The sequence below is a fragment of the Streptomyces sp. SID12501 genome (assembly GCF_010550245.1).
In the GTDB taxonomy this organism is placed as follows: domain Bacteria; phylum Actinomycetota; class Actinomycetes; order Streptomycetales; family Streptomycetaceae; genus Streptomyces.
Map to the genome: position 1 here is coordinate 83,762 of NZ_JAAGLU010000002.1, position 21,752 is coordinate 105,513.

The window sequence follows — 21,752 nt, forward strand, 5'->3', positions numbered from 1 at the left end:
AAGTACCCACTTTGAGAGGGCCCGAATGCCTGTTGCCCTCACCGTGACGTGAGCGGCACACTTGACCTGCGAGAAGGAGAAGGGAGGCGGCCGACCAGTGCCCATCAACAACAACCCGACGTTCCGCCAGAGGCGGTTGGCGCGGACGCTGCGCGAACTGCGGACGGCGGCCGGGCTGACGCATGCCGACGCCGCCAAGGTGCTCGGTTCGGCGGAATCAAAGGTCGGCCGGATCGAGAACTCCCAGTCAGGCATCCGGCTGCCCGACCTGCGCGCCCTGATGGACGCGTACAACGTCACCGACCCGACCGAACGGGCCGCGATCGAGAAGCTGTCGCGCGAGGCCAGACAAAAGGGATGGTGGAGCCGGTACGTCAACGTGGTCGATCCGGCGTACGCGGCATACGCAGCCGTGGAATGGGACGCGTCGGAGCTGTACAACGTCGAGACCAACTTGGTGCCCGGTCTGCTGCAAGTGCCGGAATACACCGAAGCGCTGATCCGGTTGCAGGTGCCGGAAGCCACGCCGGATCACGTGGAAGCTCAGGTCAGCGTGCGTCGCGAGCGGAAGACCATCCTGACCCGGGACAGCCCGCTGCAACTGTGGGTTGTCATCGCCGAGAACGTCCTGTACCACCGGGTCGGCAGCCGCGAGGTGATGAAGGCTCAGCTCGAGGCCCTGGCCGCGGACAGCCGGAAGCAGAACATCGAGCTTCAGATCCTGCCGCGCGAAGACCCCATGAACGCCTGCCTCTTCGGTCCGTACGTGATCATGAGCTTCCCCACCTCGGCGGAGACGGACGTCGTCTACACCGAGTCACCCACCAGCACCCTCTACTACGAGGAGGCGGCCGACGTGGAGACGTACACGACGTTGTTCCGTCGCCTCAACATGGCCGCAGCCAACGTCAGCAAGTCCCGGGCGCTCATCCAGAACGCCCTTCAAGAAATGGAACAGGGCTGATGAAGCCAACCACTCAACCCGCTTCGGCCCCACTGGAGTGGGTGAAGTCGTCGTACTCAGGAAACAACGGCAACTGTGTAGAGATTGCCGCTTTGCCCGGTGGCAGCCGGGCGCTGCGTGACAGCAAGAACCCATCGGGGCCGGTGCTCACGTTCTCCGGCGCGGAGTTCGCCGAGTTCATAGCCGGCGCTGGTGCTGGCATAGGCGAGTTCGGCCAGGCGTAGTAGCTGGATTCACCGAACGAGCGTGCCCGGTCCTCTGCCGTGGGTCGGGCTGAGAGACCGGCGATGCCATTGGTCCTCTGGGGGCCAGGGCAGAGTGCGGCGTCACCGAGTCCGTCTGACACAGGCCGACCTGCGGGGACGTGATCACTGCGCGGCCCCGACAGCCTGCGTCACATCCAGGCTTGTGAGACACCGGTCACCAGAGCTTCGGCCCGTCCACCGCCCGCTTTTCCAACGCCGAAGCGAGGTTGTTGCGTGTCGTGCGGGTGTCGGGGTGGTTGTCGCCCAGCACCCGCACCATGTCCTGCAGCGTGCGCTGGTACATGGCGATCGCCTCCAGTAGTCTCCGCGCTGCTCGGTAGGCGCTGGCGAGGTTGTTGCGGGAGGTCAGGGTGGAGGGGTGGTCTTCGCCGAGCACCCGGGTGCGGTCGGTGAGGGTCTGTTCGTACAGCGGGATTGCGCGGCTCAGGTTCCCCGCCGACTGGTATGCGCCGGCGAGGTTGTTGCGGGAGGTCAGGGTGTCGGGGTGGTCTTCGCCCAGTACCCGGGTGCGGTCGGTGAGGGTCTGTTCGTACAGCGGGATTGCGCGGCTCAGGTTCCCCGCCGACTCGTAGGCGCCGGCGAGGTTGTTGCGGGAGGTCAGGGTGGAGGGGTGGTCTTCGCCGAGCACCCGCACCATGTCGGTGATGGTCTGTTCGTACAGCGGGATTGCGCGGCTCAGGTTCCCCGCCGACTGGTAGGCGTAGGCGAGGTTGTTGCGGGAGGTCAGGGTGGAGGGGTGGTCTTCGCCCAGTACCCGGGTGCGGTTGGCGAGGGCGCGTTGAAGGTGTCTGATGGCGCGGGCGTGCTGGCCCTGGTTGTCGAGGAAGTTCCCGGTGCGGTTGAGGATGTCTGCCGTGGTGGCAGTGTCGGTCTCGTGGGTGGCGCGGTCGGCGAAGGCGTCGATGTGGGGGAGCAGAGTGCGCCAAGTGGGCCAGGTGGCGGGGGTGTCCCAGGTGTTGGGCAGGGCGGTGCGCAGGTTGGCGGTGGCCTGTTCGCGGGCCTGGGCGACGTGGTGGAGGGTGCGGTGGGGGTCGTCGGGTTCGGGGTCGGGGGTGCGGGCGGGGGGGGGGACGAGCCGGTGGATGGACAAGGTGCCGGTGGCTGGGTCGGGGGTGATCATGCTGTAGGCGGTCAGGAGGCCGAGCGCGGCGTTCTGCGTAGGGGGGTCGGCGGGTCCTGTCAGGGTGGTGGGGATGTGGTCGGGGGCGTACCAGGCCAGGGTCCGTAGCAGGTCGGCGGCGGCGGGCTGGAGCTCGATGATGCGGCCCAGGGTGATGTTCCAGATGCGGGCGATGGTGCGCTCGGCCGGGGTGGTGGCCGCGCCGTTGCGGTACATCGCCGCCGGGTACTCGGCGAGCAGGGCCAGGTAGGCGCGGGGGGTGGTGAGCGGGTTCTGGGCGAGGTAGGCCGCCGCCTGCTCGATGGCCAGGGGCAGGTGGCCGAGTTCTTCGCACAGGTCGGCGGCGCCGTCCAGGTCCCGTCCGGGGTGCTGGTCGGTGGTGATGCGGGTGAACAGGTCCAGGGACTCGTCCGGGTCCAGGATGTCCAGGCGGAGCACGGTGGTTGCGTTGGTCCAGGCGGTGGCGAGGCGGCTGGTGATCAGGAAGCGTCCGTCCCGGGCGCGGGCGAGCAGGCCGGTGATGTCGGCGGGATCGTTGACGTTGTCCAGGACGATCAGCCAGCCGGTGTGGGTGGCCAGCCACTGCGCGGCGCGTTCGGCGAGCGCCTCGGCAGTCAGGGCTTTGGCCAGGGCCGGTTGCAGGGCGGTGGCGAGGTCGGCCAGGCCCTGCTGGACGGCGGCGGGGCCGTCGGCGCTGATCCACCGGACGAGGGCGTGGCCGTGGGGACGGGTGGCGGCCCAGTGCGCGGCCAGGGTGCTCTTGCCGATCCCGCCCAGCCCGTGCACCGCCTGGATGACCGCTTGGCCCCCGGAGGAGAGCGCGGTGTCCAGCCGCTCCAGTTCGCGGGCGCGGCCCACGAACGTGGCCGGGCGTACTGGCAGGTTGTCCAGCCCTGGTGGGGCCTGCACCTCGGCCGCGGGGACGAGCGCCTCGCGCGGCAGCTGAACGGCCGTGGCGTTGTCCCCTGTCATGGCGGTCCCCAGGAAATCGCCGCCGCCGGTGTTCATCGCGATGGACCGCGTCCCGGATGCCTCGGTGTGGGCTTCGGTGTGAGGGAGGGCATCGGGCTCAGGCGCCTGCGGTTCCATGGGCTCTTCCGTGAAGGGCCGCTTCACGCAGGGTCCTCGCCGAACTGGTCTCCGGTGGAGACTGTGCCCCCGGGGTTGCCGTGGACGGCGATCGACCGTTCTCCGGACGCGGTCACCGAGCCCGGCGCGGACTCGGGCCTGGGCTCGGGCTGAGGTTGTGCCGAATCCGGTGCCGGGGCGGCCGGAGTCGCGGTCGCCGGACGGGCCGGAGCATTGCGTGTCCCGGAGTCCCCGGTGGAGATATTGCCGACCGGGCTGCCTTTGACGGCGATGCTGCGCTCGCCGGATGCCGTGACCGGGCCGTCGGGCGGCGGGGCCGGTGTGTTTTCCTGCTGGCTGCGGGTGGCGAAGCCCTGCCCCCATGTGGCGGCCAGCGTGGCCAGCACCACCCCGAGCGTCGACGAGAGCGACCAGCGGATCGCGGGATCTGTGACCGTCGATGGCAGGAACACGGCACCGCACAGCCACGTGGGTAGCGCGAAGGCCATGGCCGTGACCAGTCCCGCAGCCGCCCACCGGAGATTTCGTCGCATGCCTGCCCCCTCGACGCGTACCGTCCCATCCGCGACCACAATGGCAGTAACTCCCGTGCCCTGGAGGCTGATCGCGCATACGGACCTGGCCGCGCCGATGCGCCGGCAGTCACGCCGAACACGTCGGCGAGGTTAAGCGGATCGGGCCACCATGCAGGTCACCAGCCCGGGCAACCCGCACGCCATCAGCCCCCGGCGACCCGCGCCCCGTCTGTCCCCGCCGACAGCACAGCCAGCGCCCCCGACACCAGCGTCCGCACCCCCGGTGCGACCGTCGACAGGTCCGGGGCGAACAGCGGGCTGTGGTTGCTCGGTACCGCCGCGAGCTTCGCCATCAGGTCGTCGCCGCCCTCCGCCGCGTTCCACACCTCGCCCGGTGTGGTCGTCACGAACCAGTAGGCGTACGGGAGTTGGTCCGTGGCCAGGTGGGCGAAGTCCTCGCTGCCCATGGCCGGGCCGGGGTCGAGGACCGTGCCCGCGCCGAAGACCTCCCGGTGGACGGAGGCCACCCGCTCGTCGAGCGTCGCGTCGTTGACCGTCACCGGGAAGGTCGCGCCGACCCGGATCTCCGGCTCGCGCGGACAGCCCGCCGCCAGGCACTCGCCCTGGGCGATACGCCTGATCGCGGCCAGCATGCGGTCGCGTACGCCGTCCGACTGGGTGCGCAGGTTCAGGGCGATACGGGCCGTCGTCGGGATGATGTTGTGCCGGGTGCCCGCCTCGATCACGCCGACCGTCAGGACGGCGGAGTCGCGGGCCGCGATCTCGCGCGAGACGACCGTCTGGAGGCGCGTGACGATGTACGCCGCCGTCACCACCGGGTCGACCGTCGTTTCCGGGCGGGAGCCGTGGCCGCCCCGGCCGTGTACGACGATGTCGACGTCCGTCGACGCCGACATGATCAGGCCGGGTATGTGGGGGTAGAGGCCTGCGGGGCCCGGCGCCGCGTGTTGTGCCAGCAGCGCGTCCGGGCGGGGGAAACGCTCGTACAGGCCGTCCGCCAGCATCGCCCGCGCGCCCTCGCCCGTCTCCTCGGCGGGCTGGCCGACCAGCACCAGCGTGCCCCGCCAGGTGTCCCGGCCCGCTGCCAGGGCCTGGGCCGCCCCGGCCAGCCAGGTCACGTGCAGGTCGTGGCCGCAGGCGTGCATCACACCTGGGACCGTGGAGGCGTACGGCAGGCCGGTCCCCTCGCTCACCGGGAGCGCGTCCATGTCGGCGCGGAGCAGGACCGTCGGGCCGTCGCCGCTGCGCAGGACGCCCACGACGCCTGTGCCGCCGACGCCCTCCGTCGTCTCGTAGCCGGACTTTCGGAGGGAGTCCGCCAGCCGAGCCGCCGTGCGGTGTTCCGCCAGGGACAGTTCCGGGTGGCTGTGCAGGTCGCGGTAGAGGTCCTCCAGGGCCGGGACCGGGAGGTCGGCGGTGAGGTCGAGCGCGGTGCGGGCGGCGGGAGACGTCGGAGAGGTCGGAGAGGTCACGGCGGCAGCGTATGCCTCCGATGTGATGTGCGGCCCGGTCACCCGTTCGGCCGCGCACCCACGGCCGTCGGGCGCCGTCGCTGATATCCACGACGGAGGGGGGCCGGTAGCACCTGATCACCTACCGAAGGAAGACCACCCATGGTCACCATCACCCGTGCCGGCAGCGGCACCAGTCTCGCCATCGACTTCACCCAGGGGCTCGACGACGCCTGGTCGAAGATCGCCACGTTCGTGCCGAAACTCGTCGCGTTCCTCATCATCCTGGCCATCGGCTGGTTCGTGTCGAAGCTGGTCGCCCGCGTCCTGGACCGCGTCCTGCGCAAGGTCGGTTCGGAGAAACTGGCCGAACGGGCCGGTACCGCACAGCTGTTGCGGGACTCCGCGTACGACCTGACCGGGATCGTCTGCAAGATCGTCTACTACGCGCTGATGCTGATCACGCTCCAGCTCGCGCTCGGTGTCTTCGGCGCCAACCCGGTCAGCACGATGATCAACGGCATCGTGGCCTGGCTGCCGCGCGGCATCGTGGCCGTGGTCCTCATCGTCGTGGCGATGGCCATCGCCAACGCCGTGCGCGGGATCGTCGCCGGCGCGCTCTCGTCCGTCTCGTACGGGCGTACGGTCGCCACCGTCGTCTGGGGCTGCATCCTGGCGCTGGGCGTCATCGCCGCCCTCGGCCAGGCGGGCATCGCCCGTGACGTGACCCGGCCGGTGCTGTACGCGGCGCTCGCCGTGGTCGTCGGCATCCTGGTCGTCGGTGTCGGCGGCGGCATGATCGCGCCGATGCGGCAGCGCTGGGAGCGGATGCTGACGGCGGCCGAGCGGGAGACCGTGACCGCCAAGGGGAGCGTCAGCGCCTATCAGGCGGGCCACGCGGACGCCCTCGGCAACCAGCCGGTCCGGGAGCGGACCGACCTGCCGCCGCGCACGACCGACATGTAGCCGGTACGGAAGATGGTGCCGCCGGTGGGACGCGACGGGGGAGTTCTGGTCCCACCGGCGGCTGCTCAGGAGGGCCCGGGTCTCACGGACCCGGGCGTCATGGACCCGGGTGTCAGAACGCGGGGATGGCCGCCGCGGCGCGGCTGTCGGCGTCCCGGGCCTTGTTGATGTTGCTCTGGAGGTTGCCGGTCAGCGGGAAGTTGGCCTTGCCCCACGTGGAGTTCCACAGCGCGTTGCGCGGCGCGTCGGCCATGTTCTCCATGGTGACCAGGGCGGGCCGGTCCCAGCCGCCGTCGCCCCAGGCGTGCGCCACCTCGTCCCACTTGGCGAAGCGGAAGGCGTGGGTGCTCGCGCCGTCCTTGTGGTAGACGATCTTGACGCGGTTGCCGTCCATCGGCACCTCGTTGATCGGGTGGGTGCTGTAGCCGCCGTGCCGGGAGGCCGCGAGGTAGCTCGGACGCTCGTCGCCCTGCTTCTGGAAGACCACGACGGACTCCCAGTCGTGGCGGTGACCGAAGGCGTCGGCGCCGTTCAGCGTCTGGTCCTTCTCGAAGTAGAGCCCGTACACGTATGCGCACCAGCCGTTCTTGCACCAGCTCTGCGAGTACGTGTTGGCCTTGCCGAGGTGGTCGGTCCGGCAGCCGCCGGTGATCGACCCGCTGTTGTTGAGACCGCCGTTGAGCTTGCCGCTCGCGTCGACGGCCGCCGCGGGGAAGCAGCTGTCCGTGTCGTAGTCCCAGACCGGCTGGTACTTCTTCTGGAAGGTACTCGCGTTCTCCGGCAGGGGGTTCAGGATCGCGGCGGACGCGCTCGTCGAGATACCGACGGTCAGGGCGCCGGCGCTGAGCGCGATGAGCGCGGCCCGGCCGAGACGGGACGTCCTGCTGCCGTACGTCCTGCTGCCATGCGTGGATGCCTTGAACATGTGCGGGTGCTCTCCACTTGGTCGTGCCGGGAATACGGCTCGGTCGTGCCGTGAAGTCCGGCGTGGCGGGACCGACACTGGCACCCGGAAAGTTGACTGGCACCCCTCTCACCGGGCCGTTCAATTCCGTCGTCGGGAGTTCGTGTTCACCGCCCCGCCCGTTTTCCTTGTGAACAGGTATGGCGCTCGGATCGTTTTCTCCTGTGATGTGACTCCTGTGTGATGCGGCTCCTGTGCGGTGCACGCGGTACGGGAATGGGGAGGGTGGAGCTCATGGGGCGTCCCGAGAGACCTGTGGACCCGCAGGCCGGTCCGGTGCAGCGGCTCGCGCATGAGCTGCGGGAGTTGCGGCGGACGGCGGGCGGACCCTCGTACCGGCTGATGGCCGAGGCGGCCGGGTTCTCCGCGGCGACCTTGTCCGAGGCGGCGCGCGGGGAGCGGCTGCCGTCGCTCGCGGTGGTCCAGGGGTACGTCCGGGCGTGCGGGGGCGACCCGGGTGAGTGGGAGCCGCGCTGGAAGGACGCCGAGGACGAGGTCGCGTCCGCCGCCCGGGGCGACGAGGGGGACACCGCGGCGCCGTACCGGGGGCTGGCCCCCTTCGAGCAGGGCGACCGGGAGCTGTTCTTCGGGCGGGACGGACTGGTCGGCGAGCTTCTGCGGCTGGTCCGGGAGCACCGGTTCGCGGTGGTGTTCGGGGCGTCGGGCAGCGGGAAGTCCTCGCTGCTGAGGGCCGGGCTGATACCCCGCCTCCAGCAGGAGTGCGGCCCCGCCGTGCTGCGGGTGTTCACCCCCGGCGAGCGGCCCGCCGAGACGTACGGGCACCTGCTGATTCCGAAGGACGACGACCCGGAGAGCTGGGTGGTGGTCGACCAGTTCGAGGAGGTCTTCACCCTGTGCCACGACCGCGCCGAGCGGGCCCGGTTCATCGGCCTCCTGCTGGCCGCCCGGGACCCGGACAACCGGCTGCGGGTACTCGTGTCCGTACGGGCCGACTTCTACGCCCGCTGCGCCGAGCACCGGGAACTGGCGGACGCGCTCGGCGGGGCCGGGCTGCTGGTCGGGGCGATGACGGCGGACGAACTGCGGGAGGCGGTGACCCGGCCGGCGGCGGCCGTCGGGCTGCTGGTCGAGCGGGAGCTGACCGCGCGGATCGTCGAGGAGGTCCTCGACCGGCCGGGCGCGCTGCCGATGCTGTCGCACGTGCTGCTGGAGATCTGGCGGCGGCGCCGGGGCCGGCTGCTGACCCTGGCCGCGTACGAGGCGGCGGGCGGGGTGCGCGGGGCGATCGCGGCGAGCGCCGAGGAGGTGTACGGGCAGCTGACCCCCGCCCAGGCGCGCAGCGCCCGGCGGTTGCTGCTCCGGATGGTCGAGCCGGGGCAGGGCAGCGCGGACACCCGGCGCCCGCTGACCCGTGCCGAACTGGCCGAGTCGGCGACCGACCACCAGGTGCCCGTGGTGGTGGAACGGCTGGCCCGCGCCCGGCTGCTGACCGTCGACGAGGACGGAGTACAGCTCGCGCACGAGGCGCTGATCACCTGCTGGCCGAGGCTGCGCGACTGGATCGAGGAGGACCGGGAGTGGCTGAGCCACCATCGGCGGCTGGCCGAGGAGACCCGGCTCTGGCTGGAGAACGACCGCGACCCGGGCGCGCTGGTCCGGGGCAGCAGGCTGGCCCGCGCCGAGGAACTGTTCGCCGGTGAGCCGGACGGGGAACAGGGCCGGCTGACCCCGCCCGAGCGGGAGTTCCTCGACACCGCGCTGGCGGCCCGGGTGGCGGAGTCCAGGGCCGCCGCCCGCGCGACCCGCCGCTCCCGCGTCCTGGTCGCCGCTCTGTCCACCGTACTGGCGGTGGCCCTGATGGGCGGCCTGGCCGCCTGGCACCTGAGCGCCGACAACGCGCGCCACCACACCGACACCGCCGCGCGCCGGGTCGCGGACGTCGCCGACGCGATGCGGACGACCGACCCGCGCACCGCGATGCTGCTGAGCGTCGCCGCCTGGCGCATCTCCCCGCTGCCCGAGGCCCGCCGGGCGCTGCTCGGCTCCCTCGCCCAGCCGGAACACGCCGTCTTCACCGACCCGGCGCCGGGCGACGGCCCGGTACGTTTCCTCGTCGACTCCGGCCGTACGCTCCTCACCGTCGACGGCCGCACCTGGCGGACCTGGGACGTGGCCGGCGTCCGCCCGATCGCCTCCGGCCGGCTCCCGGTCGGCAAAGTGGTCGCGGCAGGCCCCGACGCCCGGGTCCTCGCCGTCGCCGGGGCCGCAGGTATCCGACTGTGGGACACGGCCACCGCGCGCTGGACCGGCGACCCACGCCCTCTCCCCTTCACCTCCGTCACCGACATCGCGGCGGGCGCCTACGTCGTGAGCGACATCGACGACGACCGGGTACGCCTGCGGTCCGTCACCGACGGCCGGGTGCTGTTCGAGGAACGGGTGGCGGGCGGCGGCCTGGTCACCCCGGTCGTGAGCGACGACGGCCGTCTGGTCGCCGTCTGCCCGGAGGGCGGGTCCCCGCAGGTCCGGGACATCGCCCGCCACCGCACCCTGCCCGGCCCCTGGGACCGGACCCACGGCCTGTGCGACGAGGCGGAGCGCACGGCTCTGGTGTTCGGCGCCGGCGGCGACCGGCTCGCCGCGCTCTCCGAGTCCGGCGTGACGGCGTGGGACACCACGTCCGCCCGCGAGGTCGCCCACCTCTCCGAACCGGGCGCGCAGCGGGCCGCGTTCACCCCCGACGGCGCCTTCCTCGCGACCGCCGGCGGCGCGGAGATCCGGGTGTGGCGGCTGTCCGACCCGGCGGCCCCCGTGTTCCGCCACTCCCTCAACAACCAGCACCTGTACGGGATTTCCTGGGACCCCACCCGCCGCAACACCCTGCGCTACCTCGAAGGCGGCGCCGTCCACTGCCTGGACCTGGGGATGGCGGTCACACCCGCCTGGCGCGCGGACCCCCTGACAGCGGTACGCGTGAGCCCGGACGCCCGTACGTACGCCACCGCCCGACTCGTCGACGACCGCTACCGTTTCGAACTCCGGGCCACCTCCGACGGCCGTCTCCTGCGTACCCTCCCCACCCCGCCCCCGCCCGTCTCGGCCGACCCCGCCGAACCGGTGATCCCGGAGGACATGCTGGCCCTGCTCGCGTTCAGCCCCGACGGCCACGCGCTCTCGTACGGTGTCTCGGCGCCCGGCAGGGAGGCGGCCCCGCAACGCTTCACGGTCTGGGACACGGGCCGGGACCGGCCCCGGGCGACCCTGGACCTCGCGCCGCCCGGGTCCGCCGCCCCGGTGGTCGCCCTGGCCCTGGGCCCCGGCGGCTCCACCCTGTACGCGGCCCGGCTGCCGGTCCTCGGCGACGTGAGCGACGAGGCGTGGAACACCGGAACCGGCCGCAGGGCCACCGTCCTCAGCGGGCTCTCCAGCACCCACCTGGCGGTGCGCCCCGACGGCCGCCTCCTCGTCGGTGACAACCGCACCGCGACCCTGCCCACGAACGGAACCTCGAACGGGACCACGAACGGAACCACGAACAGAACAGCCGCCGGGGTCACCAGGAAGGGCCTGGTCCAGGGCGAACAGATCGGCGCCCTCGCCTTCACCGCCGACGGCTCACGCCTCGCCGCGGGCGACCTGACCGGCCGAGTAGCCCTGTGGGACGGGGAGTTGAGCGACCGTACGGGCATCCTGCGCAATGTCTTCCCCGCTCCCCTGAGTGCGGAGGCGGAGGCGGAGGCGGTGAGCGCGCTGGCCGTCAGCCCCGACGGCGCCACCCTGGCCGTCGGGGGCGGCGCCGGCACCCTCCAGCTCTGGGACATCGCCACCCAACAGCCCCTGGGAGGCCCGCTGACCACACCGGGCGAGCCGGTCGACACCCTCGCCTTCGGCCCCGACAGCGGCACCCTGTTCGCGGGCAGCGCGCATGTCCCGCTCCAGCGGTACGCCGTCGACCCGGAACGGGCGGTCACCCTGGTGTGCGCCCGGGCGGGCACCAGGGCGGACCTCTCGCGGGAGCAGTGGCGGACGTACATACCTGAGGTGAAGTACCGCCGGGTGTGCGTCAGTTGAATCAGTTGAACGGGTCGAGCGTGATGTACGCCGTCTGCGGGGAGCCGTCGTCGACCAGCGACTCGTGGTTGCCGACGTCATCGAAGGCGAAGGCGTACGCCTTGCCGTCGGCCATCTGGGCGTGGATGTTCCGGGCGTACTGGTTGGTCACCGCGTCCTGGTAGAAGCCCGCCGAACTCGTGTCGGGCTGGCTGGAGTTGGTCAGAAGCGTGGAACGGTTGTAACCGGCGCACAGGGTGCGCGAGATCGGGCCGCGCACCAGGTCGTTCGGCGCGTCCAGGAACTTGTGGCAGCCGAAGACGCTGTCGGCGTCGGGCTTCTGGAAGGTGGTGACGACGGCGCCGGAGCTGTTGGTGAAGTTCATGACGTTGCCGGAGACCCTGCCGTAGTACTTGGTGGCCGGCTGGTCGGCGAACGGTGTCACCGTGAGTGTCGAGCCCGCGTATCTGCTCCACACGCGGTTGACGTAGTCGTCCATGACGGTGCTCGGCAGGGCGCCGGACTCGATGCCGTGGCCGGGCGAGAGGGCGCGCAGGATCGTGCCGTCGGACCGGGTCCGGACGAGGTTGGCCCAGCCACCGGGCTGGCCCTTCAGGGCGTTGTAGAACCCGGCGTAGCCGCCCGCCTTCAGATGGCCGGTGTTCTTCACGGCGCCCGAGGTGTTCTTGACGCCGACGGCGTACGGGGCCGAGAACATGTCCACCTGCGTGCTGTTGAGCCACAGACCGGCGTCGTTCAGCGTGTACTCGGTCCAGTTGAAGAGGATGTTCGCGTTGGGGTCGGAGGGGTTCTGCACGGCCGGCTGCACCAGACCGCCGGTGGTCAGCTTGAACACGAGCTTCTCGCCGTAGGAGAAGTAGACGCGGCCGGAGAACTTCGGCATCCGGAGCGTCATCGACTGCCCGTTGCCCGGCCCGGCGATCGACGCGTCGGGCGCCGGGCTCGGCGGGTTGCCACCGGCGGGCCAGGCGTGGAACGTGCCGTTCGCGTCCGCCCAGCCCTGCTGACCGGTCGAGAGCAGGGTCCCGATGTTGTAGACGTAGATCTCGTCGGCGCGCCCGGAGTTGTTCCTGAACTCCAGCGGGATGGTGGTGGGCACGGCTGCTTCGGCGCGGGACGACGCCGGGCCCGCGACCGTCAGCCCCGTGGCGACGACCGCGGCGGCGACCAGGGGCACCAGTACCTGCCGTACCCCCTGCACCTTCCGCACCGTCCGCGCCTTCAGAACCCGCCGCACTTTCCGTTTGGCAAACACGTTGGTCCTCCTCGAGTCGCTTGCTCGTTGCCTTGCTCGTCGTTTCCCTGAGAGCGCTCTCAGGCTGCTCTCGTGAACGGGACACGTCAAGGTCTAGACCAAGATGGGTTGCGGCGGGGATGCGCAGGCTGAGTGCCCGGGGTGAGGGGTGAGGCCGGGGTCGGGGTTGGTGGCAGGGACCTGCCCGGTGGCGGTGACCAGGATCTGCTCGGGCGCTGGTGGTCAGGATCTGCCAGGGCGCTGGCGGCCAGGATCTGTTCGGGCGATCACCGGGCACACTGGCCGGCATGCCCTTATCGCTGCATCACATCGTCATCGACGCCCACGACCTCCCCGCGCTGGCCCGGTTCTGGGCCGAGGCGCTGGGCTGGCGGATCCTTTCCGAGCGGGAGCGGGAGGTGGTGATCGGGCCGGACGAGACCGCGCCGGTGGGCATCTGCTTCATGCCCGTGGCGGACGGTAAGACCGTCAAGAACCGCCTGCACCTCGATCTGACGTCCGCTCCGGAGGACCGGGAGGCGGAGATCGAGCGCCTCCTCACACTCGGCGCCCGCAGGACGGACGTCGGACAGAGCGGCAGCGAGTCGTGGACCGTGCTGTCCGATCCGGAGGGGAACGAGTTCTGCGTGGTCCGCCCGAAGAAGACGCTGGTCGGCTAGTCGCCTAACCCCTGTTCACTTCGGTGGGTCCTCGCCCGTGAGGCCGTCGACGGATTCACGGATGAGGTCGGCGTGACCGGCGTGGCGGGCGTACTCCTCGACGAGGTCCAGAAGAATGCGGCGGAGATTGGGGTGTTCGCCGCTACGGGTGATGTAGGCGCCGAGTTGGTCCAGCCCGCCCGCGCCGAGTGCTTCGTCGACGATGGCACGGGAGCGGGCGACTGACTCCCGCCAAAGGGCGAGTAGTTGCTCGGGGGTGTCCTCGGCGGCGGAGCGGTAGTCCCAGTCGGGGTCGCTGTCCCAGTCGATGGCGTTCCAGGGTGCGCCGACAGCAGAGCCGAGCCACAGGCGGGCGAAGTGGCTGTCTTCCACGTGCGCCAGGTGCTTGAGCAGGCCGCCCAGAGTCATGGTGGATACGCCGACGGTGGCTTGCAGGCCAACTGAGTCCAGGCCGGAGCACTTCCAGCCCAACGTGGCCCGCTGGCGCTCGAGGGCACCGAGGACGGCTGCTGCCTCGGTACCGGCGAGTGGAGGTTCGGGCCACGGTTCCGCAGTGATCTCAGTCATGGCCGCAGACCTTAGCGAACGGCTCCGACAGCGCGGCCTGGCGGGTGAACCGCGACGAACCGGTCCCTCGAACCACAGGATCCGCCGGACAGGTCAGGTCCTAGTCGGCGCGCTCGGTGAGGAGGTCGTGCCGATGGGCCAGCCAGCTGATGGCGGTGAGGCGGCACACCGCGTAGTCGTGCCCGACGGGTTCGCGCCAGTCGAGTTCGTCGAGCGCGTCGAGGAACCCGAGGGCGTAGTCGGCGAGGTCTTCGCGGTGCGGCTGCCGGGGGATGAGCCCGGGGCCACCGGCCGCGATGCGTTCCCTGATCTCGGCGACGTGCTGGTCCACGGCGGCCGTGAAGGCAGGCTCGAACGCGAACTCCGCGAAACGGGGCGCGAACGCGCTGCTGATTCTGACCAAGAGGGACATTCCCCCACGGTATGTGGGGCGCGGGGGCGAGAGGAGGGGTGTATGTCATGGTTTCCATCACACTGAGCCTTCGTTGTCGTTCTTGGCGTCACACTCGAACCAGACGGTCTTTCCGGTGTGCGTGGGGTGCGTGGGTGTGCGGTGCCAGCCCCAGCGGTCGGTGACGGCCTCGACGATCAGGAGTCCGCGCCCGCCTTCTCCGTCCACGGCTGTGGAAAACTCGGGGACCCGCGGTTCCGTGTCGGCGACCTCGACGCGGACCCCGGCGGGCTGCCGCAGCAGCAGTACGGTGGCGCGCCGGTCGGGGACATGCCGTACGACGTTCGACACCAGCTCGGTCAGGGCGAGGGTGGCGGAGTCGGCGAGGTCGGGCATGCCCCAGCAGTTGAGGTACGCCCTGAGGATGCGGCGCAGGTGTCGGGCGGAATGGTCACCGAGGGTGAAGTTCAAGCCGTACCTCGGGCCGAGTGGGCTTTCGTCCAGGTCGGTTGCGTCAGTTGCGTGATTCACGTCACCAGGGTGGAGTCGCGTGATTACGCTGGGCTACAGAACGAATCCAACGACGCGAAGCGTCAGCTTGGGGGTGGCCCGCCGTGCCCAACATCCGCGAACTCGACCCGAGTGCGTCGCCGCTGGACTACTTCGGCTTCGAGCTGCGGAGAAAGAGAGAGGAAGCGGGGCTCACCCAGGGGGAGTTGGGTGCGTGCATCTTCTGTACGGGATCACTGGTGGGCCAGGTCGAGACGGCGAGGAAGGTTCCCACCAGGGAGTTCGCGGAACGGGTGGATGCTGCGCTGGGAACGGGCGGGACGTTCTCGCGCTTGGTGGGACTGGTACTGCGAAGCCAACTTCCGCACTGGTTTCAGCCGTTCGCGGAGATGGAGGCCAAGGCCACGTACATCTCCACGTTCCAGTGTCAGATGGTGTACGGCCTGCTCCAGACGGAGGCGTACGCCCGGGCGGTCCTGGCAACAGGCAAGCCGGACAACCTCGATGACCAGGTCGCCGCGCGCATGGAACGTCAGCGCATCCTGCGCAGGGACCAGCCGCCGGTGAGCCTGGTGGTGCTCGACGAGGCGGCGCTGCACCGCTCGGTGGGTGGCCGGCAGGTGATGCGAAAGCAACTCCAGCACTTGTTGAGTTTCCGGGACGCTCGGTGCGTCCGCCTCCAGGTGCTCCCCTTCGGGGTGGGTGAACACGCGAACTTGGCAGGCTCGTTCAGCCTGCTGCGCTTCGACGACGACCCGGACATCGTCTATACGGAGGACCTGATCTCGGGCCATATGACCGCCGACACGGAAACCATCCGTGAGGCCACCCTTCGTTACGCTAGCTTGCAGGCCGCCGCTCTCGCAGTGGAGGATTCGGCGGAACTGATCAAGCACGTACTGGAGGAACGCTATGGGCAGCACCCCGGGACTGGCTAACGCCCTTTGGCGTAAGTCCAGTTACAGCGGCAACACAGGCGGCGAGTGCGTCGAGTGTGCCCCCCTCGGCACCGCCGCCTGGCGTAAGTCGTCGTACAGCGGCTCCAACGGCGGCGAGTGCGTCGAAGTCGCCCCCCTCACCCCCCACATCGCAATCCGCGACTCAAAGGCCCCCGACCTGGGCGCTCTCACGCTCACGCCGGAGGCCTTCGCCGCGTTCGTGGGGGCGACGGCGCGTACCGGCTTGGCCTGAGCGCATGCGATTTGTCGGTCGCCTCCTCTCGTATTGGCGGCAGCGGCATTTTCGGGCCGAGATGGCTGAACTGAAGAGGTTGGAGGCAGCCGAGGCGCGAGGGGAGTCACTGGTGAGGCCCGCGAGTACTGTCCCGCCGCCTCCCGGGGGCTGGTTCCCGTGCCCCTGCTGCGGGCATCAGACCTTCGGCGAGCAGGGAGGCTATGAGGTCTGCGACGTCTGCTTCTGGGAGGACGATCTGTCCCAGCTGCGGTGGCCGTGGGGGCTGGGGCGCCAACGCGGTGTGCCTGGTGGAGGCGCAGGTCAACTACCAGCGTTTCGGGGCTATGGAAGAGCGCTTCCTCAAGGACGTACGGCCTCCGGCGAGCAACGAGCCGCTGGATCCCGGGTGGCGCCCGATCGATCCGTCGCGAGACTCCTTCGCCGAGCCGGGAAGTGATGGCGAATGGCAAGTGGATCCGACACTTCTGTACTGGTGGCGCGCATCGTACTGGCGGGCCGACGAGCGTCCTGCGGCACCCCCTTCCGCACTGCAGGACTGAGTCACCCGCGAACTAGTGGCTTGTCACGCGGCCTTGGCCGGGTAATCGACCTGCTGCGCGTCGGCCAGCAGACGGTCTTCAAGGTCTGATCTCGGAGACGGGCGTGGGACGTTGACCCTCGGCAGGACTGCTCTGGTCGACGGATCCAGAAGGCGGACGGTGCAACAGATTGTGGCCGTCGTAGTGCAGACGGGGTGCCCTACCGCGGCGTGGCGGCGTGGTCATGCTGCCAGTCTCAGCAGGAGGCACCAGTGGGCGCTCGGTTGAAGCTCGCGCGATAGGCCGTGGGAGTGAGTCCGACCCGGCCGGCCATGTGCTTGCGGAGGGAGTCCGCGCTGCCCAGGCCGCTGTTCTGGGCTACCTGGTTCATGGGCAGTTCGGTCGTCTCCAGCAGTTCTTTGGCCCGGTCGATGCGCCGGTGGAGCAACCATTGGAGCGGGCTCAGCCCGGTCTCTGCGTGGAAGCGCCGGGTGAGGGTGCGCACGCTCGTCCTGGCGTGACCGGCCAGGTCGGTGAGGGTGAGCGGGCGATCGAGGTGTTCGAGCGCCCAGACGCGTGTGGGGGCGAGCGAGGTGCCGCGTTCCGGCGGTAGCGGTGTCTGGATGAACTGGGACTGGCCGCCCGGCCGTACGGGAGGGACGACCGCGAGCCGCGCGGCCGTGTTGGCGACCGCCGCGCCGTAGTCGATTCTGACCAGATGCAGGCACAGGTCGATGGCGGCGGCTGCGCCCGCAGAGGTGAAGATGCCGCCGTCCTCGACGAAGAGGAGGTCGGGCTGCACATCGATGGACGGGAAGCGAGTGGCGAGGTCGTCGGCCAGCCCCCAGTGGGTCGTGGCGCGGAGCCCGTCGAGCAGGCCGGTCTGGGCCAGTACGAAAGCACCCGTACACAGGGAGGCGATCCGCGCGCCGGCGGCCGCGGCTTTCCGCAGGGCGTCGAGGACCTCCGTGGGCGCCTGCTCGCCGCCGCTGCCGACGGCGATCACCGTGTCGGCGCCCTCGACCGCGTCCAGGCCGTCCAGCACCACGATGTCGGGGCCGCCGACGGTAGGCATCGGGCCGGGCCGCGCCGCGCAGATGCGCACGTCGTAGTGCGGGACGCTGTTGAACACCATCAGCGGGATCGAGACGTCAAAGCTCAGCACGGGCGGCACGATGACTGAGGTGACACGGTGCATGGCCAGAACCTCCGGAAGGGTGTCAATCAGGCCACTATCCTACGAGGACACGGAACGGCAGCGTTGTCGGCATGAAATCTCATGTGATCGTCGGTCGCGGGGCCGCTGCGTCGAAGACCGCTCTACTGCTGGCTGAGGATGGCGAGCGGGTTCGAATGATCAGCCGGACCGGCGGTGGGCCCGAGCACCCGCTCATCGACAAGGTCGCCGCTGACGCGACCGACACCGATCGGCTCACCGACCTGACGGAGGGGGCGGACACGCTGTTCACCACCGCCGCGCCGCCGTACCACCTCTGGCCCGAGCAGTTTCCGGTCTTGTCGGCGTCGCTCCTCAGCGCGGTAAGGCGGACCGGTGTCGCGTACGTGATGCTCGGAAACCACTACGCGTATGGGCCGGTGAGCGGGCCGATAACGCCGGCCCTCCCCCTGGCCGCGACCGGCCCCAAGGGGCGGGCCAGGGCGCGGGTATGGGAGGAGGCCGCCGCCTCAGGGATGAAGGTCACCGAGGTGCGGGCTGCCCAGTTCTACGGCTCCGGCGCCGTCTCGGTGTTCAGTCTCATGGTGCAGCGGCAGGTCATGGAAGGCACGCTGGTCCTGGTGCCACAAGAACTCGACGTGCCGCACAGTTACTCGGCGATCAGCGACACCGCGCGCACGCTGGTCGCCGCGAGCCGCAACGAGCAGGCGTACGGCCGCGCCTGGCACGTACCCACCTCGACCCTGCCGGTGCGGGAACTGGCCGTGCGACTCGCCGAACTCGCAGGGGCACCGGAACCGCGGATGGAAGAGATGACCGAACGCGATCTGACCCTGCTTGCGTTCACCGAGCCGTTCTGGGCAGAAATGCACGAAGTGCTCACCAAGCCGGGTGACCCGTTCGTCATCGACTACTCCGAGACCGAGAAGATCCTCGGCATGAGCGCCACTCCGGTGGACGACGTGCTCCGGGAAGTGATCTAGAGCGGCTCGTCATGCGGCCTTGGCCGGGTATTCGGTCCACGAACGGATCGGCGAGGCGGGTGCGAAGTTCGTCTTCGGGCTGGCGCGGGCATTGCGCCAGCGGACGTAGGCGGCGATGGCGGCCTTGAGGAGGCCGAAGATGTTGGGGGCAGTCTGCTGCCCCCAACGACCAGGAGGTCGATTACCTGGCCAAGGCCACGTGACAAGCCACTAGCCGGCGAGGACGACGAGTTGCTGGGTCGCCCGAGTCATCGCGACGTAGCGATCCACCGCCCCCTCGACACCCTCGCCGAACGACTCCGGGTCGATGACGATGACCAGGTCGAATTCGAGCCCCTTGGACAGTTCCGGGGTCAACGACCGGACGCGTGACGTCGTCGCCCGGAACCCGGGGTCGCCGATGACGCAGGCGACGCCGTCGGCGTGTGAGGCGAGCCAGGTGTCGAGGACGGCATCCAGCTCCGACACCGAACCGTGGACAACAGGAACCCCGCCGCTGCGGATCGAGGTCGGCACGTTGGCGTCGGGGAGGGCGGCCCGGATGACCGGCTCGGCCTCGGCCATGATCTCCTCCGGCGTGCGGTAGTTGATGCTGAGGGAGGCCAGGTTGATCCGGTCGAGCCCGATCCGCTGCAACCGTTCCTCCCATGACTCCGTGAACCCGTGCCGGGCCTGGGCACGGTCCCCGACGATGGTGAAACTCCGGGACGGGCACCGCAGCAGCAGCATCTGCCACTCCGCGTCGGTCAGTTCCTGGGCCTCGTCCACGACGATGTGCGCGAACGGCCCGGCGAGCAAGTCGGGCTCGGCGACGGTCAGTTCGGACTCGTCGACCAGACTGACCTTGGCGTCCTGGCCGCGCAGCATCCGCACCAGGCCCTCGCCTTCGTCACCGTCGGCGCCGGAGTCGCGTACGGCGTCGATCAGGTTGTCCACGACCTGGGTCATCCGCTCGCGCTGGGCCGCGAGGACGTTCTCGTGCCGGCGCCTGCGTCGGGCGGCCTCCGGGTCGCCGAGCCGCTGGCGTGCCGCGTCGAGGATCGGCAGGTCGGACACGGTCCAGGCGTGAACGTCGTCCGCGCGCTGCAGCTTCCGTACCTCGTCGGGGTTCAGCCAGGGCGCGCACATCCGCAGGTAGGCGGGCACGGACCACAGGTCTCCGACGAGGTCGGCCGCTTCGAGCAACGGCCACGCGCGGTTGAAGGCGGTGACCAACTCCCGGTCCTGCACAAGGGACTTGCGGAGCCGGGCGGGTGAGACACCGCGGTCGCCGTCATGGTCGTCGCTGTCGTGTTTGTCCGCGAGGATCGTGAGGAGTTCCTCCCAGACCTGGTCGCGGGCCTCGTTGTGGGGCACACCGGGTGCCGCTTCGAAGGCGACGGCCCAGTCGCCGGCGGTCAGCCGGACGTCGGACCAGGGGGTCGAGACCGTGATCCCCTGGGTGGGCGGCTCCTCGTAGAACGCGACGGCCTTCTCGACCGCCTTCACCAGGTCCGCGGACGACTTCAGACGGGCCACGTCAGAGTCGGCCTCGACAGCCGCCGAGGCACCCTCGTCGACGAGGTCCCGCAGGGTGCAGGTCTGCACGCCCTCCTCGCCGAGACTGGGCAGGACATCGGCGACGTACGCCAGGTAGGGCCGGTGCGGGCCGACGAACAGGATGGCGCCACGGCGGTGACCGAGGCGGGGGTCGGCGTAGAGGAGGTAGGCGGAGCGGTGCAGGGCGACGACGGTCTTGCCAGTGCCCGGACCGCCGTCCACAACGAGCGCGCCGCGCGAACCCGCGCGGATGATGGCGTCCTGGTCGGCCTGGATGGTGCCGAGCACGTCCCGCATGCGTGGCGAGCGGTTGCTGCCCAGGCTGGCGATGAAGGCGGACTGGTCGTCGAGGGCGGCGGCGTGCCCGTCGAACCCGTCCGAGGCGAACACCTCGTCCCAGTAGTCGCTGATCCGGCCGTCGGTCCAGCGGTACCGGCGGCGGCTGGCCAGGCCCATCGGGTTGCCGTGGGTGGCGCCGAAGAACGGCTCGGCGGCGGGGGAACGCCAGTCGAGCAGCAGCCGACGGCCCGTGGAGTCGGTGAGGCCGAGCCGCCCGACGTACACGGCCTGCTCGGGGTCGTCCGCGCTGACCATGTGCCCGAGACACAGGTCGAGCCCGAAGCGGCGCAGTGCGCGCAGGCGGGCGGTCAGCCGATGGATCTCGGTGTCCCGGTCCATGGCCTCCCGGCCGGTGCCACCGGGTGCCTTGCGCTCGGCGTCGAGACGGTCGGTCAGTTCGGCGATCGACTGCTCCAGGCACTCCGCGAGGGCGGCGAAGTGCTGCTCGTCGCGGCCGATCAGCCTCGGGTCGGCCTTGGCGGAGAGACGGTCGGGGAGGTCGAAGGCGCTGGTGATGGATGTACTGGCGGTGGACGCGCTGGTGGTGGACATGGCGGTGATGGACGTGGTGGTGGTCCGGGGGTTCAATGCGTCAACTCCCGTCCGGGCGACGGCGCGCACACCCGCACCTCGGCCCCGAGTTCCCGCAATGCCACCGCGAGGGCGGCCATCGGCCGGACATCCCCGCGCGACCCGTAGGCCGACAACAGAACACGCACTTCGAGACTCCCCGTTTCCGCAGTTCCAGGCCCTAGGCCGGAGATTCTGCGGCACGACGGGGGCCTTGCCGCAAGCCCCCCGGTGCGCTATATCTTGAGCATGGCAAGGGGTGCAGAACTCCTTGCCTTTGTTTTTTGTGGGGGCCCGGACGGCGAAGCTCAGGCCTCCGTGCTCTTCCGCTTCCTTCTCTCCCTGACCATGACGACGATCAGGACGAGGGCGGTGGTCATCCCTGTGCTGATGACCAGGTCCAACAGGGCGTCGATCAGGTTGTCGACGGAGAAGTGGAAGATCAGCCTGGTCAGGAAGTCGGTGAGGGCCTTGGCATAGAGCATGAGGGCAACAAGGGTCAGGGGAATACTGAGCTTCTTCCTGGCCCGCTCCCGCTTTCCGTCTCGTTCTCCGTCATGCATCTCTTCGCTCGTCTCTCGGTCCCAGCAGATCTGTACAGCAGCCCTATAGCCATACATGGGGAAGCTGCGTATTTCGCCAAGACCAGGCAAAGGCGAGTG

Annotated in this window: 20 protein-coding genes and 2 pseudogenes; 10 read left to right on the plus strand and 12 right to left on the minus strand. The window is 70.1% G+C overall.

The genetic code is table 11. The annotated features are described in order from the left end of the window. The first annotated feature begins 97 nt into the window (after positions 1-97). Positions 98-964, plus strand: coding sequence for a helix-turn-helix transcriptional regulator (locus G3I71_RS02065; protein WP_164312143.1), 867 nt, complete (start codon positions 98-100; stop codon positions 962-964). Further along, a complete protein-coding gene (locus G3I71_RS02070; RefSeq protein ID WP_164312144.1) occupies positions 964-1,188 on the plus strand; it encodes a DUF397 domain-containing protein in 225 nt (74 codons plus the stop codon). The genes G3I71_RS02065 and G3I71_RS02070 overlap by 1 nt, the downstream gene beginning before the upstream one ends. 196 nt (positions 1,189-1,384) lie before the next feature. On the opposite strand, the gene G3I71_RS02075 is transcribed toward G3I71_RS02070, so the two are convergent. From G3I71_RS02075 to G3I71_RS02085, 3 genes are all read right to left on the minus strand, one after another. Further along, positions 1,385-3,439, minus strand: a complete 2,055-nt coding sequence (locus tag G3I71_RS02075; RefSeq protein ID WP_239148807.1) for a tetratricopeptide repeat protein — start codon at positions 3,437-3,439, stop codon at positions 1,385-1,387. A 23-nt stretch (positions 3,440-3,462) separates the two neighbouring features. Next, positions 3,463-3,972, minus strand: coding sequence for a hypothetical protein (locus G3I71_RS02080; RefSeq protein WP_164312145.1), 510 nt, complete (start codon positions 3,970-3,972; stop codon positions 3,463-3,465). A 185-nt stretch (positions 3,973-4,157) separates the two neighbouring features. Next, the gene (locus G3I71_RS02085) at positions 4,158-5,447 is read right to left on the minus strand and encodes an amidohydrolase (RefSeq protein ID WP_164312146.1); all 1,290 of its coding nucleotides are present in this window, start codon (positions 5,445-5,447) and stop codon (positions 4,158-4,160) included. A gap of 141 nt (positions 5,448-5,588) precedes the next feature. Here G3I71_RS02085 and G3I71_RS02090 point away from each other — a divergent pair, with 141 nt between their 5' ends. Then, the gene (locus G3I71_RS02090; protein ID WP_164312147.1) at positions 5,589-6,392 is read left to right on the plus strand and encodes a hypothetical protein; all 804 of its coding nucleotides are present in this window, start codon (positions 5,589-5,591) and stop codon (positions 6,390-6,392) included. 112 nt (positions 6,393-6,504) lie between these two features. On the opposite strand, the gene G3I71_RS02095 is transcribed toward G3I71_RS02090, so the two are convergent. Beyond that, positions 6,505-7,317 carry an NPP1 family protein gene (locus G3I71_RS02095; RefSeq protein ID WP_164312148.1) on the minus strand — a complete coding sequence of 271 codons (813 nt, stop codon included), beginning with the start codon at positions 7,315-7,317 and terminating at the stop codon, positions 6,505-6,507. A 273-nt stretch (positions 7,318-7,590) separates the two neighbouring features. Here G3I71_RS02095 and G3I71_RS02100 point away from each other — a divergent pair, with 273 nt between their 5' ends. Next, positions 7,591-11,388: a hypothetical protein gene (locus G3I71_RS02100; RefSeq protein ID WP_164312149.1), complete on the plus strand. Its 3,798-nt coding sequence runs from the start codon at positions 7,591-7,593 to the stop codon at positions 11,386-11,388. A 1-nt stretch (position 11,389) separates the two neighbouring features. Here the strand turns inward: G3I71_RS02100 and G3I71_RS02105 are convergent, their stop codons facing one another. After that, positions 11,390-12,598: a glycoside hydrolase family 64 protein gene (locus tag G3I71_RS02105; protein WP_164312150.1), complete on the minus strand. Its 1,209-nt coding sequence runs from the start codon at positions 12,596-12,598 to the stop codon at positions 11,390-11,392. Positions 12,599-12,930: 332 nt separating this feature from the next. Here G3I71_RS02105 and G3I71_RS02110 point away from each other — a divergent pair, with 332 nt between their 5' ends. Beyond that, positions 12,931-13,302, plus strand: a complete 372-nt coding sequence (locus tag G3I71_RS02110) for a VOC family protein (RefSeq protein ID WP_164312151.1) — start codon at positions 12,931-12,933, stop codon at positions 13,300-13,302. Between the two features lie 15 nt (positions 13,303-13,317). Here G3I71_RS02110 and G3I71_RS02115 read toward each other — a convergent pair whose 3' ends face one another. The 3 genes from G3I71_RS02115 to G3I71_RS02125 form a co-directional block, all read right to left on the minus strand. After that, positions 13,318-13,869, minus strand: a complete 552-nt coding sequence (locus G3I71_RS02115; protein ID WP_164312152.1) for a DinB family protein — start codon at positions 13,867-13,869, stop codon at positions 13,318-13,320. A gap of 100 nt (positions 13,870-13,969) precedes the next feature. Further along, positions 13,970-14,281, minus strand: a complete 312-nt coding sequence (locus G3I71_RS02120; RefSeq protein ID WP_164312153.1) for a DUF6401 family natural product biosynthesis protein — start codon at positions 14,279-14,281, stop codon at positions 13,970-13,972. Positions 14,282-14,338: 57 nt separating this feature from the next. Continuing rightward, on the minus strand, positions 14,339-14,791 hold the full coding sequence (locus tag G3I71_RS02125) for an ATP-binding protein (RefSeq protein WP_343242810.1): 453 nt from the start codon (positions 14,789-14,791) through the stop codon (positions 14,339-14,341). Positions 14,792-14,874: 83 nt separating this feature from the next. On the opposite strand from G3I71_RS02125, the gene G3I71_RS02130 reads away from it, so the two are divergent. The 4 genes and pseudogenes from G3I71_RS02130 to G3I71_RS02140 all read left to right on the plus strand — a co-directional run bounded on the left by G3I71_RS02130 (position 14,875) and on the right by G3I71_RS02140 (position 16,503). Next, positions 14,875-15,708, plus strand: coding sequence for a helix-turn-helix transcriptional regulator (locus tag G3I71_RS02130; RefSeq protein WP_164312154.1), 834 nt, complete (start codon positions 14,875-14,877; stop codon positions 15,706-15,708). Further along, positions 15,683-15,961: a DUF397 domain-containing protein gene (locus G3I71_RS02135; RefSeq protein WP_164312155.1), complete on the plus strand. Its 279-nt coding sequence runs from the start codon at positions 15,683-15,685 to the stop codon at positions 15,959-15,961. The genes G3I71_RS02130 and G3I71_RS02135 overlap by 26 nt, the downstream gene beginning before the upstream one ends. Before the next feature lie 61 nt (positions 15,962-16,022). Next, a pseudogene (locus G3I71_RS52180) lies at positions 16,023-16,172 on the plus strand (hydrolase); the annotation flags it as partial. A 79-nt stretch (positions 16,173-16,251) separates the two neighbouring features. Continuing rightward, positions 16,252-16,503, plus strand: a complete 252-nt coding sequence (locus G3I71_RS02140) for a CPCC family cysteine-rich protein (protein ID WP_343242811.1) — start codon at positions 16,252-16,254, stop codon at positions 16,501-16,503. A 235-nt stretch (positions 16,504-16,738) separates the two neighbouring features. On the opposite strand, the gene G3I71_RS02145 is transcribed toward G3I71_RS02140, so the two are convergent. Then, a complete protein-coding gene (locus tag G3I71_RS02145; RefSeq protein ID WP_164312156.1) occupies positions 16,739-17,680 on the minus strand; it encodes a GlxA family transcriptional regulator in 942 nt (313 codons plus the stop codon). 71 nt (positions 17,681-17,751) lie between these two features. On the opposite strand from G3I71_RS02145, the gene G3I71_RS02150 reads away from it, so the two are divergent. After that, positions 17,752-18,642: an NAD-dependent epimerase/dehydratase family protein gene (locus tag G3I71_RS02150; protein WP_203729103.1), complete on the plus strand. Its 891-nt coding sequence runs from the start codon at positions 17,752-17,754 to the stop codon at positions 18,640-18,642. Between the two features lie 210 nt (positions 18,643-18,852). On the opposite strand, the gene helR is transcribed toward G3I71_RS02150, so the two are convergent. The 3 genes and pseudogenes from helR to G3I71_RS02165 all read right to left on the minus strand — a co-directional run bounded on the left by helR (position 18,853) and on the right by G3I71_RS02165 (position 21,575). Beyond that, entirely contained in the window at positions 18,853-21,072 is a 2,220-nt protein-coding gene (gene helR, locus G3I71_RS02155) for an RNA polymerase recycling motor ATPase HelR (RefSeq protein ID WP_164312157.1), read from the minus strand. Between the two features lie 59 nt (positions 21,073-21,131). After that, positions 21,132-21,239: pseudogene (locus G3I71_RS02160) on the minus strand (glycosyltransferase); the annotation flags it as partial. Between the two features lie 159 nt (positions 21,240-21,398). Next, positions 21,399-21,575 (minus strand): hypothetical protein, encoded by a 177-nt coding sequence (locus G3I71_RS02165; RefSeq protein WP_164312158.1) that lies wholly within the window; start codon positions 21,573-21,575, stop codon positions 21,399-21,401. Positions 21,576-21,752: the final 177 nt, after the last annotated feature.